Source organism: Pseudomonas sp. Z3-8 (assembly GCF_051131975.1).
GTDB lineage: Bacteria > Pseudomonadota > Gammaproteobacteria > Pseudomonadales > Pseudomonadaceae > Aquipseudomonas.
The window spans coordinates 2732538-2749165 of record NZ_CP071643.1 but is presented as its reverse complement, the minus strand read 5'-3'; the positions used below and the strand labels follow the sequence as shown (position 1 = coordinate 2749165).

Sequence of the window (16628 nt, the reverse complement as noted above, 5' to 3'; positions counted from 1 at the left end):
ACGGATCATGAATAAAGCCCTGTCCGCTGCTAAAAGATATGAAGCAAATGAATATCGCTGATGTAGACCTGAACCTGCTGAAGACCTTCGAAGCCCTGCACGACGAATCCAGTGCAAGCCGCGCCGCACTGCGCCTGGGCGTCACTCAATCGGCCATCAGCGCCGCGCTGCGCAGGCTGCGAGGCGTGTACGACGATCAATTGTTCGTGCGCACCGGCCGCGGCCTGGCGCCGACATTGCGGGCCAACCAACTGAAACCGGTGATCAGCGAAGCGTTGGACAAATGCCGCCAGAGCCTGGCGATGATCGATCCGGGCGCCAGCCACTACGGGGGCCGTTCAGTCATCGTCGGGCTGTCGGATGATTTTGAAATTGCCTATGGCCGGCGATTGATCGAGGAAGTTGCGCGACGAGCGCCGGGGCTGCGCTTGATCTTTCGCCAGACCCACAGCCAGATCGTCGGTCGCGCCTTGATGGAGCGCAGCCTGGACCTGGCGATCACAGCGGGGGGATTTACCGAACGGCTATTGAGTCGCCAGGTTCTCGGCGAAGGCGGCTACGCCTGCCTGGTCGACCCTGCCAGCCTAACGGAGGGCCAGCAGGGCCTGGGTATGGAAGCGTTCGTGACGCGGGAGCATCTGTTGGTTTCATCGGGCGGTTTCATCGGCATCACTGATGAAGGACTGGCCGCACTCGGTCTGCGCCGGCGGGTGAGCGCCTCGACCACTCACTTCGCCGCGCTGCCCTTCCTGCTCAAGGGCAGCCAGGCCGTGGCGACCATTCCAGACCATGCCGCCAAGGCCATCGCGGCGCTCAGCGGCCTGTCGTTGCTGCCCTGCCCGCTGGCGTTGCCGCGCTACCCGATCGAGCTAGGGTGGCGGACCCATGCGCAGCGGGACCCTGCCGCGGACAAAGTGCGCGAGGCGATCATTGAAACGTTCAGTTGAGGTTTATTTGTTCGCGGCCATCAGCCGATTGACCTCGCTGCGCACCATGTTGGCGTACTCCGGAGGCGACATGCCGTCCAGCTCGGCGCGCACCCACTCGGCCCATTTGCCCTTGCGCTTGGAGCGTTCGCCAAACAACCGCGCAGCGTCACCCTTGGCCTTGCCCAGGTTGTTTTGCCACAGCTCGAAAAGTCGGGATTTTTCATCTTCCAGCGCCGCGCGCTCGGCCAGGGGCTTGTCAGCCAGATTGAAACTCATGGGGAATTTCCTGTTGCGTAAATAGGCGCCATCTTACACCTTGCATAGAAACGTCTTAACCATGATTTTTGCCAGCGGCCCCGGGCCACGCCAACTGCTGCAACTTTTGCCCAAGCGCAACACTCCATTGTTCACTGCCATCAACCTCAAGGAGTACTTCAATGGCTCGCACAAGCGCCGCGCAAGCGAACGGAGAGCAAATCAAGGATCAAGCCTTCAGCGAACTGAAAGCGTTGATCGAAGAGTCGGAGAAGCTGCTCAAGAGCGGTGCCGCCCTGGTTGGCGAAGACGCGGAGAACCTGCGCGAGCAGATTTCACAGAAACTGCGCCAAGCCCTGGATTCGGTCGCCAGCGCACGGGAGCGCACGCGCCCGATGGTCGACGCCACGCAGGCTTACATCGGCGGCCATCCCTGGCAGACCGTAGCGATTTCCGCGGGTTTCGGGCTCGTGGTGGGCTTGTTGCTGGGACGCCGTTAAGCCCCAGGTAAAAAAGCCTGTAGCCCCGCCAACTCGCGCAGTTGGCCCAGCGTCTGCTCGTCCAGCACAATCCCTTGTTCGCTGGACTTGCTGCGCTCACGGTGTCGGCGATCCCCTGGCAACCGACGCAATCCGACACCGTGCATCTGCCTGACCAATTCTTCGCTGCGTGAAGCGAAATCCTGGCCGGCGGCCTTGCTCGGATCGATCACGATCAACAACTGTCCGGTCCAGGGAGTCTTGGCTCCGGGATGGTTGTGCCAGTCGAACTCGAACGAAAAGTTGCCCCCCGTCAGCGCGGCCGCCAGCAGTTCCACCATCATCGACAAGGCCGACCCCTTGTGACCGCCAAACGGCAGTAGCGCGCCGCCCTCCAGAATCGCCTTCGGATCACAGGTCGGCTGACCGAGGCTGTCCACCCCCATGCCGGGAGGCAATCGCTCACCTTTGCGCGCGGCAATCTGCACGTCGCCATGGGCGATGGCGCTGGTAGCGAGGTCGAAAACGATCGGCTCGCCGCCGTTGCGTGGGGCGGCGAAAGCAATGGGATTGGTACCGAACAATGGCCGATCCGCACCATGGGGCACCACACAAGTCATGCTGTTGACCACGCTCAAGGCCACCAGGCCTTCATAGGCGAACGGCTCGACATCCGGCCACAGCGCGGCGAAGTGGTGGGAGTTGCGTATCGCCAGCACCGCAATACCGGCGCTGCGAGCCTTTTCCCCCAGCAATGGGCGGGCGGCGGCCAGGGCGGGCTGGGCAAAGCCGTTGCAGGCATCGACCCGGACGAACCCGGACGCAACATCCTCGACGATCGGCACGGCCTGGCCGTTGACCCAGCCGCTGTTCAACGTCGAAACATACCCGGGCATGCGAAACACCCCATGGCTGTGGGCACCATCACGCTCGGCGCCGGCGCAGTTCTCGGCCAAGGTGCGGGCGACGTCGTTCGATGTGCCATGGCGCAGGAAAATCTGCTCCAGCAAGCTCACCAAAGCGTCAAAGGACAAGCTGCCAGAACCGGCATGATTGGATGGTGCGGACATCTGAAGCTCCATAGTGATTGTTGGAGGTAGCAACAGCGTAGCGGGAACTGCCCCGTGGATCAGATACCGCGTTTGGGGCGCACGATCAACCTTGATTGCGGTAATTATGTACCACCTTCGTTGATCGGGCGCTGGCTAGTCTAGCCGCTTCAACCACCGACGCGCCGCCTTGCGGTGCCTTGATCGAGAAGCAACATGGCCACTAAGACTACCCCGCTATTATTTCCTGAGGTACTGAATGCCAGCCGCCTGGATCAACTGAATCACAACCACGGGCTGACGCAGGCAGACCTTGAGTGGCTGCATCACGTGTCCCTGGAAAGCCACACATTACGCGAGGCGCAGCAGCCACCGATGCTGGCGGAAACGATTTTATGCGCAGGCGAAGGGCAACCCCCGATAGCGCTGGCGGGTTGTTTTACGCTCAGTGCCTGGCCAAGCGTCGACTCGCCGACTATCAGACCTGCTTTCCTCTATACACCGTATGGCGGGATCAAGAAATTCAGCAATCGGGAGACCCTCAAAAGCGCAATCGAGCAGATGCTGAAAAGCCCAGCGGACCGTGACGATCTGTTCCATTTCCTGTCGATTTCCCAGCGCAACAAACTTAACGCTGCAACTCATCTCAGAACGGCAAGGCTGACCATCGACGGGGATGTTTTCACAACTCAGCTGGAATCCATCGAAGGTGCGCAAAAGCTGAATGACCTGGCGATGGTGGACGAACTGACCAGACTACCCTCGCTTACTTCCATGTTCGACCGTGTCCTGAAGGAGGTGCTGCCGGATATCGATCATAGACAGGTACGCGTGGCCCTTGGCGTGTTTGGTGCTCTGCAGGATCCGAAGGCCAGCCAGGTGACCAGGAACATGTCGTTGAGTCACGCGGTCCTGTTCTACTTCCATCATCAGGGCTGGCCTTCAGGGCATACCGTTGATTTTTTCCACCACAAGACAGATCCAACGCCGGACAATGCGCGGACTTGGGAAACGGTGGTAAAAGTCGTCGCCCGCGAACTGATTCCCCAAATGACCGACGAAATTGACGCCTATTGGAATGCCCTGGGTCCGGACCATATTTCACGCCGCAGCTTTTTGTCCCGGGTTATCAACGCGGCTTTGCGGGCGAATATCCTGGTCATGCGGGAAAAAAAGCAGCTGACTGCGGCGCAGAGCCAAGAGCTGCTTCGACTGTTCCGGCCATCAGGCCCGGAAGAACGGCTGCTGTTTATCGAAACCATCCGGCTTTCGGAACATGGGCCGCACTACGTGGAGCTCGCGGGCTCGTTGATGGTCAGCTGTGATGGGCACTATCTGTATACCCCGGGTCAGGGTTTTCAGACAGTGGTCAACCATCAGGGTTTTGAAGAGGCACTGCTCAATACGTCCGCGCCTGCCGAGCGAAAGGAAGAACTGTATAGCCTGCTGAGCCTGGAAGAGCGTAACCGCTTCCTGCGCTTTGACAAGCCGCATGTATCGGGCAAGGAAATTTCGCTGCCCATGTCCGAATTTCTGGCTGAAGCAATTATCGACAAGCAGCGGGATAACCTGCATTACGCGCTGGAGATGTCCCGCCAAAGCGACGTGGATGTTAACGCATTGCTCGATAAGGCCCTGGATATACGCAGCTTTATCAACCCGGACCTGTTGAGGCAAACAACCGATGGCCGATGGGGCACGCGCCCGTCTTTCTATGGAAACCATCGACCGTCGAACCTGTTAGCCGATAAGGTCCAGCGAAAGATCCAGACGTATACCAATGTTGAACAGGCTACCAACGAGCTGTTTTCCCAATTACCGGTGTCCAACAAAACCTCGTTGAGAACAGCGCTGCAGGAGCTGCCAGAAAAGCTGGCGAGTGCTTTCTCCCTGGGGATACAGGCCGAGGCCGAACTCAGGGACCTCAACGGAACACTGCCGCTTGCGGCGCGCAACCTCATCGACGCAGTTTTTGTTCACGACTCCAATTACCCGGACCGCAAGCAACGTACCGTGGTCAGAGGCTTCCGGCCAGATGTTTACTCGTTGAAACTGGCCTGCACCACGGGCAAAGAAACTGACGTCGTATCGCTGGCCAATTGTTTCTTGTTGACCGAGCGCGGCGGCCTGGATACGCCGAACTCGGGCATGGCTATCTTTTGGACGCCCACCGAAGGCTTACATGTTTTTTCGTCCGTCAAACTGGCGACGGAACAACTGAACCGACGCTTGCTCGATCCCCGAAAGCGCTTTGATTTACTGCAAAACCTCACTACGGCCCAGCACCTCCCTCATCGGCAGTATCAAATCGAAGCGTTTGAACTGGTTGAAGACAATGTGCCGGTCAATCGGATGAGATCGTTCGTCAAGCAGCTTGAGGCTGACCATGATTACTTGAGCGCATTGGAAATTGGAAGTTGGCGCCCGACCGGGCCTGCATTGGAAAAAAGCCTTGATGCGCTCCTGAACAAAGGCGCACCCACCAATCTGACCCGTGCCGCACAGATCGCCCGGGCCATCCGCTGGCAACAGAAGCTTCCCGCCTGGCTCGGCACGGCCTCCCTTGACGATCAACGTCTGCATATCGAGTTGCTTGAGCAATATAAAAACAGCGTGGACGATGACAAGGACTACCTGGACGGTATCGAACCCTTGCATGCTTATGTCGGGAAACAACTGAAGGGATTGCTGGAAACACGCTTCGGCAAAAACGACCTTGATCCCGACGCGATTCAAATCACACCGAACCTTGCCTTGTTGGGGCCTGCCGGCACATTGACCGACTTCGCCCTGCGTCATGTCAACCTTATTCAAGGCTCGGGATTTAAAGTGTCTTCAATGTCCACGCAGCAACTCCCGCTGGGTTTGAACGAGGCAACCATCAAGCAGATGTTGTTGTCATTGGATATCCCCACCACCTATGCAACTCGTGTGCGGAATGAACTTGACGGGCCTTCCGCCAACGTCCAGCAGCGCAAGCAGCGGTTCTGCCGACAACTACCCTGGCAACTTCTGCAATACGCGCATGCGTTGCATCTACAGCAGCACCTTTCCAGCAGCGCTTTCGACTTGATCCGCCAGGTGCTGGACATGCCGGACGCCGTCGCCCGCCAGGCCGTGGAAGGCGCCGGCGCGTTTATCCGTCCGCTTGAACTGATCAAGACCGAGGGGGCCACGGCGGTCCAGGCATTGGGCCTTTACTTGATCGGGTCCAATACCAACGCAAGTTCCCACGTCCTGTATGCGCCCTATCATGAAGGACACAACTTCATGGAGTTCAAGGACGAAGCGAGCATCGTCGCTGCTTTCAACAAGCCAGGGGCGCTTCAGGACTTGCTGATTCGCAGGCTCCCCGAGAACCAGCAAGCCAGTTTCAAAAACCTCTTCGCAGAGACGATCGGAAAGCTATCCGAAATCACTCTGGCCTCGAACCCGATCCAGACAAACGTGCTGCATACCTTGTTCAACGACAATACCAGGCTGCTGCCCGCGATGCTCGCTACCCAAACAGATAAGGAACGGCAGTTTGACTGGGAAGCGGTCACGCATCTGCTCAGCTCTGGCGTCAAGGCCCTGGGCAGGATGTTTTCCGGCAAGTTGGCTTTTATCGAGACGCTCTGGGACAGCTACAAATACTTCTACGGCTCCTCCGAAGCCTTTCAGCAGGGTCGCTGGAAAGACGGCTTACGCAACTTTATCGCCGGCGCGGCGGAAATGGTTTCACTTGGCCTGGTCAATCGCGACGACACCGGCGGACTCCTCGATCCCCCAACACCCGTTTCGCAGGACGCCCCGACCGTGGTTCCACCGAAATGGGGCGAAATCAGTTCCACAGCGGCAGCGCGCACCGACCTGCAGGCATTCGAAGCGGCTGATGTCAGTCTCAAGGACCTCCAAGCGAATACCGCCGACGGCACCTACAAAGCGCTAGCGTCCGGCAAGCTCTACGCTCCTGTCGCCGGCAAGGTTTTTCAGATAGCAAAAGCCCACGACCTCTGGCGCATCATCCATCCAGACGGTGAAGGCCCCCTTTTGAAGAACCCGCCTGATAGCCGGAAATGGGTGATTGACCCGCAACTGCAGAACATTCGCTATGGCAAGGCGATGTCGACATTGAGCAATATCTACAGCGATTACAGGGCCGCCAAATCCCTTAACATCGAAGCCCGTGGCATGACGGAAATACGACTTAAATATCCGCACCACGCCTATATGATTCTGCAAGCACTCGCGACGGCGAGGGGTTACTGCGCCAACACGCTTCACAACCTCAATCTGGTCAGACACAACGTAATCCCAGGCTCTCGGGTGGACAAATTTCTCAAAGGGTTTTTAGGAGTCAACACGGTCGACAGCAGCCATGTGCAGAAGATACTCGCGGCGATCTCGCCGGTTTGCCAGGCTTTGGCTGATCCAGCCTGGGAGTTACTGAATGGAGAGCGCATCGTTATTGGCTCCCTTAAATACATAAACGAAGGAGCGTCCGCCTTTGTGTTTGGGGCCAAAAAGACCGGAAAAATCTACCTTACCCAACATTTTTTCGAGATGAACCTGGGTTGGTACAGAACCGTCGTGCCGAACTCTTTTGGTGTCGATGCTCACGCCCAGGCGGCGACATTCATCCACGAGCTTTCACATCAACTCTTCGATACGCTCGACATCGCTTATCTGGATATAGCCCGGCCATTTGCGGATCTGATATCTACGGTGACTCATTACGCAAAAAAGGAACATGACAAGCAAGTGGCGCTGCAACGCGATGGGTTTTCGCTGACCACTCCCCGGACGCAGCTGTTCATGGAGGTGGACAAAACCACAAACACGCTCAAGAGCCTGGAGCTGTTTCCAGAATTTGATGACCTGGCACAGGAAATCCTTGAAATAACAGGCGCCAGCACCATGGACCAGGCGCGTGATGCATTCCTGGATCCGGTTCGGGCAGACAAACGCATCGATGTCCTACTGCGAAATGCTGACTCCATGACTCTGCTCATCTGTGAACTGGGGCGCCAAATCGACCCGGGCCCGATCGTCATGCCATAGCTGGGCTATCCGGTGCCCGAAAGGCAGGTGGATTTGATCTTTTTTTCACGCCGCTCGTGCGACGGTAAGGCTATACGGGGCAACGCCCGGCTTTATCACATGAAAAACAAGGGTATTTGATGCTTAATCGCCATGTCGGTTGTTCTCGGCAGCTGCCGTCGAAGGTTAGAATGCGGCAAACCAGGAACAGCCAATGACCGAACGAATACTCTCGGAAGCCGAATACGACGCCATCAGCGATGCGGCCGCGCATTGGTGCATGCGTTTGCACGCTGATGACTGCACCGATGCCGACCGATTGGCGTTCAAGCAATGGCATGACGCCGACCCTCTGCACGCTTTCGAATACCAGGCCATGCTGGAAATCTGGGGCGTGGCCGAGCATCTGCCGCGTGTCGAATCCGCGCCGACCCCGCCAGCCCGGCGGCCACGGCCGCGTTGGAGCCGTCTGGCTGTCGCCGCCGCGGTGATCGCGCTGGGCTTGCCCCTGGCCGCGTTTACCGGTTGGAACATGGGTTGGCTGCCTGACTCGTACCAGCGCCTGGAAGCCGGCGCGAGCGTACGTCATGTCACGCTGGGCGATGGCAGCCAGGTGGAGCTCAATCTTGGCAGCGAACTGGTGTTCGCCAACTACAAGCATGAGCGTCGGGTCACGCTGAAAAAAGGCGAGGCGTTCTTCGATGTCAGTCACGACACCCGGCATCCTTTCGTCGTTCGGGCGGGCCAGGGACAGGTGCGTGTGACAGGCACCCGTTTCAACGTGTGGATGTATCAGGACCAGGTTCGGGTCACACTGGTGGAAGGCTCGGTACGGGTGACCAGCAACATGAACGCCACTGCGGGCGGCTCGCAACTGTCACCGGGGATGCAGGCAAGCTACAAGGCGGGCGATTTCCAGCCGCAGGTACGCGAGATTGAACCCGGCGACAGCTCCCTGGCCTGGCGCAACGGCAAGCTGGTGCTGAATGACCTGGCCCTTTCCGACGCACTGCCATTGATCAATCGCTACCTCGAACGTCCCGTCATGCTGGCCGACCATGCTACCGGCACCCTGCGTGTCGGGGGCATCTACAACCTCAACGAAGTGAAGAACCTCGTGCCCTCGCTTCCCAAGGTCCTGCCGATCTATCTGACCCAGAACCAGGACGGCAACCTGGTCCTCAATTCCATCGGTCATCATCCGGCCAAACATTAAAAAAGCCGCGCCCATTCGGGTCGCGGCTTTTCTTCACGACAAAGCTGCCTTACTGCGTCGCGACCCTACCCGCCTCATCACGCTCGCGGATGACCTTGGCCTGGTAGTTCGGATCGGCCTTGATCTGCTGTTCGGTAAAGGGCAGCGTGCTCCACTGCCGCTTCGAGAACGCCTGGGTCTGGTCCGCCGAGTAAGGCGAGGCCGGGTCACTGGAAATGGAAAACGCCAGCAGTCCCTGGGCCTGGGGGCCGCTGCCATCGAATGTCACCACTTGCAGATAGCTGGTGCCGCTGACCACTTCCCGCTTGCCGTTCGCCCCCGGCACACTCTGGATCGCGTTATAGATTCCCAGCTCCGCCGGGCCGCCGTGGATCGGCGTCTGGCGACCGCCCTGGCTGGCAACCTGGACGTCCCGCCAGCGGCTGTCCGCCGCCAGCCCTGCCGATTTCACCGACTCCAGTGAAGCCAGCATGGCCTGGCGCAGCGCCTCGGCCACCGCAGGCCGCTCGATTGCCAGGCCCCGCGGAGTGTGTTGCGGATCTTTCGGATCGAACGCGACGCGCCAGGTATCAGGCACGGCTTGCAGCGTCTTCATGATCTGCTGGAAATGCACGAAGCCGACGCCGCTGTCCAGGCTCGCCGTGCGATCCCAGGCCTTCAGGCGGGTGCATACTTCAGTCAGAGCTGCGGCATCAGCCTTCAGGTCCCCGGCGCAGAAGGCCAGCAGGTCCGGCATCAACTGGTCCGCCAGGTAAACCTTGTCGTCCATGACCATGCGCTGCAGCTCATCCACTTGCACCGGTTCGTCTTTGCCCAACTGGCCCAGCCGATCCAGCGCGAAACGTGCGCGCAACCCCAGCGGCTGGTCCGGCTGGCTGATCAGTGGTGAATAACCGGACAAAGGCTGAGCGGGATTGACCATCCAGGCCGAATCGTTGGAGTTCTGCACGTAATCACGACGCGACAACTGCGGCAGTTTGTCGGCGGCATAGATGCCCTTTTGCGCGGCCTTGGGGTCCACGCTCCAGTTGCATTCGCTGCGCGAGCCATCCAGCACGATCAGTTTCAGCCCGGCCCTCGGATCACTGCACCGCGCCAGCTTGGCCGCGTCAACGTTGGGCACCACCGAAACGTTCATGTAGAGACTTTGTCCCTGGTCGTCCACCGCCAGGGTATTGACCCAGGGAATCCCGTGGATCCGCTGGACCGACGCCTGCAGATCCTTGAGCGTGACCGCCCGATTCATGGCGTACCACTGCGCCAGCACCCGATCATTCTCCAGGTTCGCATCCCGCAGGCTGTAGGCGAAGCGGTTGTCCCAGTCCAGCTTGCCGGGCCATTGCACCACCGGCCCGAATTGCGAGCCGTACACCACCCGCGAAACCGGCGCGACTCGTCCGTCGGCCTGCTTGACGTCCACCGTGACCACCTGCTGGCTCATCGGCACTGACTTGCCATCCAGCAGATAGCGCGTCGGGTCCTTCGGGTCGAGCTGCAGGCGGTACAGGGTGAAATGCTTGGAGGTGTCGACGGTATGGGTCCAGGCAAGGTGCTGGCTGAAACCGATATTGATCATCGGCAAGCCGGGCAACGCGGCGCCCATGACATCCAGCTTGCCGGGAATGGTCAGGTGCATCTGATAAAAGCGCATGCCGCCCACCCAGGGGAAATGGGGATTGGCGAGTAACATGCCGCGACCGTTGAACGAACGTTCGCTGCCGATTGCCACGGCATTGCTACCGCGGTCGAGGGCGAAGCGCTGCTGGCGGGTCGCGGCGACCTCGAAGCCGGACATCGAGGTGTCGGCATGTGTGGTCGCCTTGGGCGGCTGCGCGCCCGCCACGGCCTCGGCGAACTGGCCGACGCCGCCTTCCACCAACAGGCGCCGGGTCAGTTTGACCAGGTCCAGCGCAGTGATTGGCCTCACCCATTCGCTGGCGCACTGTGCGGGCAAGCCCTGTGCCTTGCGCTCGGCCAGTGCGCGGTTGTAACCGGCCACGTAGCCTTCGACCAGTTGCTGCACCTGGGGCGTCTGGGCCTGCCAGAAACCGGATACGGCCTGAGGCGTGTTGAGCCAGCTGAAAAACAGGTCGCTGGCCCGGTTGGACCGCTGCTCCAGGGTGACCTGTTCGGGGCCGAAGTAACGCGAGCGCTGGCCGTTGACCGTCACAATCTCGTTGGCCAACAGGCAAAGATTATCCTGGGCATACGCGTACCCGATGCCGTAGCCCAATCCACGCTCATCCTGGGCGCGTATGTGCGGCACGCCAAAACTGGTGCGGCGAATCTCGGCGGTGGCCTGCTCCACCTCTCCTCGCGCGCTGACAACGGTACTGACACCCAGGGCCATCCCCAGCAACGCACCCGCAAGGCAAAACCTCGATAACTGCCCGGACATTCTCACGCTCACTCCTGATCAAAAACCAATACGCCTCCCTTGGGAACGAACCGGATGAAAAAAATTTAACCGCGGACAACCGCCTGACTGCGGGGCTTTGCTGATTTCCAGGCATTTTTTTCACATCGCCGCCTTCATGATTGGCCCTCCTCGTTCGTCTTATAGAGGAGAGCATTTCATGACCTTTTCTGATCAGGCTGTTAAGGAGTCTTTACATGCATAACGCACCAATGCCCATGGAGGGCAAGCCAGGATCGGCACGTATGTCAATGAGCACCACCAACAACGTCTTCGCCAAACCAACGGAACGCGGCGGCAATGACCACATCAGGCGCCTGCTCAAGAGCTACGGGCTGCGAACAAGCCTGATCCGCCTGAAGGTGATCGATGCGCTGCTCAAGGCCGCCGAAGAGAATCGGCAACTGGGGGTGCGGGGTGTGCATAGCCAGTTGCTGGGGCTGGACATTCCGTTGTCCTTCCTCAGTGTGCGCGAGGTGCTCAAGCGCCTGTGCAGCGAGGGAGTCGTCAGCCTCCATCCGGATAAAAGCTACAGCTTGCACCCGAGTGCGGTGGCCGTGCTCAACGCCAAGCAGTAGCCGGGGCTCAAGGCTTGACCTTGCGCCTCATCACCCCGTTGATCACCACCACGATGACCGCCACGGCAATAGCAATGTATTGAAACAGCTGCTCGCTGATCATGCCTTTACCTTGCATCCATGACAGCCCGAGCATGATTGCCAGGACAACGAGGACCACCAGGATCGAGTATTTCAAACGTTGCGAATGAGTCATTTGCCAATTTCCTGAATATATTCGTGCTGTTTCCGCGCGCCTGCCAGGCTCGTGCCCGGTGCGATGACGAGGCCGCAAACGGATGCCCATGGTACAGCCGTCGGAGCGTTTTTGGCGCAGTTACGACAGGTCCTGAACCAACAATGTGCGCCATGGAGTTCAAGACCGCTGGCGATAGGCCGATAAAGACAAGTACGTCCGTTCCACTTGTCTCTAGAAAGCCGCCATCGTGCAAGGAATCTCTACATGCCCGCATTCCGCACCATTCAAGCCCGCTATACGCTGTTCCTGGTTCTGTTCATCCTGGTGCTGTCCATCCTGACGGTGGTCGGTATCAGCTATCTGGTCGCGCCAAAGCTGCGCCAGACCGAGGAACAAGTAGCGCTGAACCGCATTGAAGAGGTCGCGGAACAGATCCAGGGCGAGCTGAACAAGGTGCAGGCGCAGCAGCGGAGCATCACCCAGACCATCCCGCTGCTCGACAGCGACGCCATCGACAAGGTATTGCCTGGCCTGGTGGATCAATACGGCGAATTGAAGGTGTTCGGCGGCGGGATCTGGCCACTGCCCAACCAGCGCGCCGAGGGTCGCAGCAAGTTCAGCACGTTCTGGCACCGCGACGCATCCGGCAAACTGGCGGTCAATACCTTCTGGAACAGCGACGCTGCGCCGAACTATTTCGATCAGCCGTGGCACAAGGGCGGCATGGCCACCCCTCCCGGCAAATGCGCCTGGGCCGCTGCCTACAAGGACGACGCCAGCGCCGAGCCTCGGACCAACTGCGCCATGGCGATCCAGAAGAACGGCGCGCCTTACGGCGTTTCCACCATTGACGTGACCCTGGGCTTTTTCAACGATCTGATCGCGCGCAAGGAAGCGGAACTGAGCGCCGAGATGCTGATCGTCGAAGCCGACGGCAAGATCATCAGCAACAGCTCGCGTATCAGCGGGCCGATCGTGCTGAAGAACATCAGCGAGCTGGCGGCTACCTCGCCGTTCGCCGCCCAGGTCAAGGCCGGCCTGGCCAACCGTGACCAGCCGTTGCAACGGCTCGAGTTCGACAACAAGGGTGAGGCCAGCACGTTTTTCATGCGCCCCATCGAAGGCTCCCCATGGTTCCTCGCCACTGCCCTGCCGACCCGCCTGATCACCGCCCAGCGTGACGACGTGTTGAGCACGCTGAGCCTGCTGCAGATTCCGCTGGTGATCCTGTTGGTGCTGATGCAGTTGTACGCCATCCGCCAACTGACCCACCGCATGAAGGTCCTCAAAGGCAATATCGACGCGCTGTCCACTGGCGATGCCGACCTGACCCGACGCATCACCATCCGTGCCGAAGACGAACTGGGCGCCATTGGCCATTCGGTCAACCGGTTCATCGCCTATCTGCAAGACATGATCGGCGAAGTCACCCAGGCCACCGGCGCCATGGCCTCGGGCCTGGACAGCCTGCAGCGGAGTTCGGCCCACACCAGCGAAATCCTGATGCGCCACGCCTCGGAAACCGACCAGACCGTGACAGCCATCACCGAAATGAGCTCCACCGCCGAAAGCGTGGCGCAAAACGCCGCCGAAACGGCAGCGTTCACCCAGCGCGCCAATGAGCATGCCGATCGTTCGCGGGTCGTGGTCGGTGAAGCGTCCAACAGCGTCGTGGCGCTGATCGATGAAGTGGCCAGCGCCACGCGCAAAGTCGAAGACATGCAGCAAGACGCGCAACGCATCACCGAGATTCTCGGCGTGATCGGCGCCATCGCCGGGCAGACCAACCTGTTGGCCCTCAATGCCGCCATCGAAGCGGCCCGGGCCGGCGAGCAGGGCCGTGGCTTCGCGGTAGTCGCCGACGAAGTCCGCGCCCTCGCCGCCCGCACCCAGGCCAGCACCTCGGAAATCAATGAAATGCTGACCCGCCTGACCCAGGGCGTAACCTCGTCGGTCGCGGCCATGGAAAACACCCAGGCCAGTTGCCAATCGGCGGCCGACGCCACGTCCCGGGTCAACTCGGGCCTGGATGAAATGGCCGGCTCCGTCAGCCAGATCAACAGCCTGAGCACCCAGATCGCCACCGCTGCCGAACAGCAGAGCGCAGTGACCGAGGAAATCAACCGCAGCATGGTGCAGATCCGCCATATGGTCGAGGAACTGGTGGAAAGCGGCCTGGCCAGCCAGAACAACACCCGCCAGCTGCTGGAAGCCAACAGCCGGGTGAATGCGATCATGGGGCGGTTCAAGGTTCGCTAAGAGGCATTCACCAATAACTGTGGGAGCGAGCTTGCTCGCGATAGCGGCGGCATAACCAGCATTATCGTAGCTGACCCTCCGCCATCGCGAGCAAGCTCGCTCCCACAAAAGGCACCGGCATCCCCCGGCCACCTGCTTTGGCAAAGCTGACAATTCTGTAATCCGCGCCTCAGCCTCGTGTCAGCCGCTCGCCGCTAGTCTGTTATCCTCCTTCCAAACTGTTCGCTACGAGACCATTTCCATGGCCCATCCCCTGCACCTGCTCGCCTTGAGTACCTTGCTCATTTCCGCCCTGGCCCAGGCCGCCGAACCGGCGACCATCGATGTGCACCGCGATGCCAATTGCGGTTGCTGCAAGAAGTGGATATCCCACTTGCAGGAGAACGGTTTCAAGGTCAACGACCATGTCGAGGCCGACATGAGCGCGGTCAAGCAACGCCTCGGCGTCGCGCCCAACCTGCGTTCCTGCCACACCGCCGAAATCAACGGCAAATTCGTCGAGGGCCACGTTCCGGCCGAGCAGGTGCTGGCATTGAGCAAACGCGACGACCTGCTTGGCGTGGCCGCGCCCGGCATGCCCATGGGCTCGCCGGGCATGGAAATGGACGGCATGAGCGATGCCTACCAAGTGATCGGGCTGAAAAAAGACGGGACGCAAACCGTGGTGGCGGACTATCCGGCCCATTGATGGGCGAGGCGTATATCGGGCTGTTCTTTGCAGCGTTTGGCGCGGCGACCCTGCTGCCGTTGCAATCCGAGGCCCTGCTGGTAGGCCTGCTACTGAGCGAACGTTACGCGATCTGGCTGCTGCTGGCAGCTGCAACCCTCGGCAACGTCCTCGGTTCCCTGGTGAACTGGTGGCTGGGTACACGCCTGGAACAGTTCAAGGATCGCCGCTGGTTTCCGGTCAGCCCGTCCCACCTGGACAAGGCCCGTCGGCACTATCAACGGTATGGCTACTGGTCGCTGCTGCTCAGTTGGCTGCCCATCATCGGCGATCCGCTGACCTTGATCGCAGGCGTGATGGGTGAGCCCTGGCGGCGCTTCCTGTTGATCGTGACGCTCGCCAAAGGCCTGCGTTATGGCGTGCTCACCTGGGCGACCCTCGGCTGGATGGGTTGAACGTTCCTGCGCTTGGGTTGCCTGTGGTTAATGTCGCCATAATCGAGCCGTTCCAGGATCGGCCGGTTGCCTCAAGGAGATTGCTCATGTCGCGTTTGACTGCCCGCTGGCTGCCCAGCCTCTTCCTCACCGCTGCCTTGCCAATGCTCGCCCAGGCCGCGACCCCACCTGAAGGCCCGGCCTATGGCCCGCAGCTTGAGGGTTTCGAGTACCCCTATACGCTCAAGCATTTTGCCTTGCAGTCCCAGGGTAAATCGCTGCAGATGGGCTATATGGACGTGCCCGCCCAAGGCAAGGCCAACGGCCGGACGGTGGTGCTGATGCATGGCAAGAATTTCTGCGCCGCCACCTGGGGCGATTCGATCAAGGTGCTCAGTGACGCCGGTTACCGGGTCATCGCCCCGGACCAGATCGGTTTTTGCACGTCGAGCAAGCCGGACCATTACCAGTACAGTTTCCAGCAGTTGGCGATCAACACCCAGGCCCTGCTCAAGGCCCTCGGCGTACAGAAGGCCATCGTGCTGGGCCACTCCACCGGTGGCATGCTTGCCACCCGCTATGCCTTGCAGTTCCCCGACCAGGTCGAACGCCTGGCGATGGTCAACCCCATCGGCCTCGAGGACTGGAAAGCCCTTGGCGTGCCTTACCGCACCGTGGACCAATGGTACGAGCGCGAGCTGAAACTCAGCGCCGAGGGCATTCGCAACTACGAGCGCAACACCTATTACGGAGGACGCTGGAAACCGGAGTTCGAGCGTTGGGTCGACATGCTCGCCGGCTTGAACAAGGGCCCGGGGCATACACAAGTGGCGTGGAATTCGGCGCTGATCTACGACATGATCTTCACCCAGCCGGTCTATTACGAGTTCAAGGACCTGAAGGTCCCCACGCTGCTGTTGATCGGGACCTCCGACACCACCGCCATCGGCAGTGACATTGCCCCGCCGGCCGTAAAAGCCCGGCTGGGCCGTTACGAGGTGCTAGGCAAACAGGTTGCCGGACTGATCCCGCAGTCGACCCTGGTGGAATTCCCCAACCTGGGGCACGCGCCGCAAATGGAAGAGCCGGCGCGGTTCCACCAGGCCCTGCTCGGCTGGCTGGACAAACCCATTCCCTGATAGAGGT

13 protein-coding genes are annotated in these 16628 nt (G+C 60.0%); 9 read left to right on the top strand and 4 right to left on the bottom strand.

The features are described from left to right. Positions 1-38 precede the first annotated feature (38 nt). A complete protein-coding gene (locus J3P94_RS12725; protein WP_434573817.1) occupies positions 39-947 on the top strand; it encodes a LysR substrate-binding domain-containing protein in 909 nt (302 codons plus the stop codon). 3 nt (positions 948-950) lie between these two features. Here the strand turns inward: J3P94_RS12725 and J3P94_RS12720 are convergent, their stop codons facing one another. Beyond that, positions 951-1205: a hypothetical protein gene (locus tag J3P94_RS12720; RefSeq protein ID WP_003181187.1), complete on the bottom strand. Its 255-nt coding sequence runs from the start codon at positions 1203-1205 to the stop codon at positions 951-953. 161 nt (positions 1206-1366) lie between these two features. Between J3P94_RS12720 and J3P94_RS12715 the strand changes: the two genes are divergently transcribed. Continuing rightward, entirely contained in the window at positions 1367-1684 is a 318-nt protein-coding gene (locus J3P94_RS12715; protein WP_434573816.1) for a DUF883 family protein, read from the top strand. Here the strand turns inward: J3P94_RS12715 and J3P94_RS12710 are convergent. Then, a complete protein-coding gene (locus J3P94_RS12710) occupies positions 1681-2733 on the bottom strand; it encodes an Ldh family oxidoreductase (RefSeq protein WP_434573814.1) in 1053 nt (350 codons plus the stop codon). The genes J3P94_RS12715 and J3P94_RS12710 overlap by 4 nt on opposite strands. Before the next feature lie 195 nt (positions 2734-2928). Between J3P94_RS12710 and J3P94_RS12705 the strand changes: the two genes are divergently transcribed. Both J3P94_RS12705 and J3P94_RS12700 read left to right on the top strand, forming a co-directional pair. Continuing rightward, a complete protein-coding gene (locus tag J3P94_RS12705) occupies positions 2929-7755 on the top strand; it encodes a dermonecrotic toxin domain-containing protein (RefSeq protein WP_434573812.1) in 4827 nt (1608 codons plus the stop codon). A gap of 193 nt (positions 7756-7948) precedes the next feature. Then, positions 7949-8950, top strand: a complete 1002-nt coding sequence (locus tag J3P94_RS12700; protein WP_434573810.1) for a FecR family protein — start codon at positions 7949-7951, stop codon at positions 8948-8950. Between the two features lie 49 nt (positions 8951-8999). Here the strand turns inward: J3P94_RS12700 and pvdQ are convergent, their stop codons facing one another. After that, the gene (pvdQ, locus tag J3P94_RS12695) at positions 9000-11348 is read right to left on the bottom strand and encodes a bifunctional acylase PvdQ (RefSeq protein WP_434573809.1); all 2349 of its coding nucleotides are present in this window, start codon (positions 11346-11348) and stop codon (positions 9000-9002) included. Positions 11349-11611: 263 nt separating this feature from the next. On the opposite strand from pvdQ, the gene J3P94_RS12690 reads away from it, so the two are divergent. Beyond that, on the top strand, positions 11612-11944 hold the full coding sequence (locus J3P94_RS12690) for a fe2+ zn2+ uptake regulation protein (RefSeq protein WP_434573807.1): 333 nt from the start codon (positions 11612-11614) through the stop codon (positions 11942-11944). 7 nt (positions 11945-11951) lie between these two features. Here the strand turns inward: J3P94_RS12690 and J3P94_RS12685 are convergent, their stop codons facing one another. Continuing rightward, a complete protein-coding gene (locus J3P94_RS12685; protein ID WP_186631798.1) occupies positions 11952-12140 on the bottom strand; it encodes a hypothetical protein in 189 nt (62 codons plus the stop codon). 246 nt (positions 12141-12386) lie between these two features. Between J3P94_RS12685 and J3P94_RS12680 the strand changes: the two genes are divergently transcribed. The 4 genes from J3P94_RS12680 (at position 12387) to J3P94_RS12665 (ending at position 16621) form a co-directional block, all read left to right on the top strand. Further along, complete coding sequence (locus tag J3P94_RS12680) at positions 12387-14381, top strand: methyl-accepting chemotaxis protein (protein ID WP_434573805.1); 1995 nt, start codon at positions 12387-12389, stop codon at positions 14379-14381. A 241-nt stretch (positions 14382-14622) separates the two neighbouring features. Continuing rightward, positions 14623-15069, top strand: a complete 447-nt coding sequence (locus J3P94_RS12675) for a DUF411 domain-containing protein (protein WP_305500630.1) — start codon at positions 14623-14625, stop codon at positions 15067-15069. Then, on the top strand, positions 15069-15503 hold the full coding sequence (locus J3P94_RS12670) for a YqaA family protein (protein WP_434573803.1): 435 nt from the start codon (positions 15069-15071) through the stop codon (positions 15501-15503). Before J3P94_RS12675 ends, J3P94_RS12670 begins: the two co-directional genes overlap by 1 nt. An 86-nt stretch (positions 15504-15589) precedes the next feature. Beyond that, positions 15590-16621 carry an alpha/beta fold hydrolase gene (locus J3P94_RS12665; protein WP_434573802.1) on the top strand — a complete coding sequence of 344 codons (1032 nt, stop codon included), beginning with the start codon at positions 15590-15592 and terminating at the stop codon, positions 16619-16621. Positions 16622-16628 lie beyond the last annotated feature (7 nt).

Excerpts from the sequence above, each read along its gene's own strand:
- J3P94_RS12725 (WP_434573817.1), top strand. The coding sequence starts at position 39 with ATGAAGCAAATGAATATCGCTGATGTAGACCTGAACCTGCTGAAGACC.
- J3P94_RS12720 (WP_003181187.1), bottom strand. The coding sequence starts at position 1,205 with ATGAGTTTCAATCTGGCTGACAAGCCCCTGGCCGAGCGCGCGGCGCTG.
- J3P94_RS12715 (WP_434573816.1), top strand. The coding sequence starts at position 1,367 with ATGGCTCGCACAAGCGCCGCGCAAGCGAACGGAGAGCAAATCAAGGAT.
- J3P94_RS12710 (WP_434573814.1), bottom strand. The coding sequence starts at position 2,733 with ATGTCCGCACCATCCAATCATGCCGGTTCTGGCAGCTTGTCCTTTGAC.
- J3P94_RS12705 (WP_434573812.1), top strand. The coding sequence starts at position 2,929 with ATGGCCACTAAGACTACCCCGCTATTATTTCCTGAGGTACTGAATGCC.
- J3P94_RS12700 (WP_434573810.1), top strand. The coding sequence starts at position 7,949 with ATGACCGAACGAATACTCTCGGAAGCCGAATACGACGCCATCAGCGAT.
- pvdQ (WP_434573809.1), bottom strand. The coding sequence starts at position 11,348 with ATGTCCGGGCAGTTATCGAGGTTTTGCCTTGCGGGTGCGTTGCTGGGG.
- J3P94_RS12690 (WP_434573807.1), top strand. The coding sequence starts at position 11,612 with ATGTCAATGAGCACCACCAACAACGTCTTCGCCAAACCAACGGAACGC.
- J3P94_RS12685 (WP_186631798.1), bottom strand. The coding sequence starts at position 12,140 with ATGACTCATTCGCAACGTTTGAAATACTCGATCCTGGTGGTCCTCGTT.
- J3P94_RS12680 (WP_434573805.1), top strand. The coding sequence starts at position 12,387 with ATGCCCGCATTCCGCACCATTCAAGCCCGCTATACGCTGTTCCTGGTT.
- J3P94_RS12675 (WP_305500630.1), top strand. The coding sequence starts at position 14,623 with ATGGCCCATCCCCTGCACCTGCTCGCCTTGAGTACCTTGCTCATTTCC.
- J3P94_RS12670 (WP_434573803.1), top strand. The coding sequence starts at position 15,069 with ATGGGCGAGGCGTATATCGGGCTGTTCTTTGCAGCGTTTGGCGCGGCG.
- J3P94_RS12665 (WP_434573802.1), top strand. The coding sequence starts at position 15,590 with ATGTCGCGTTTGACTGCCCGCTGGCTGCCCAGCCTCTTCCTCACCGCT.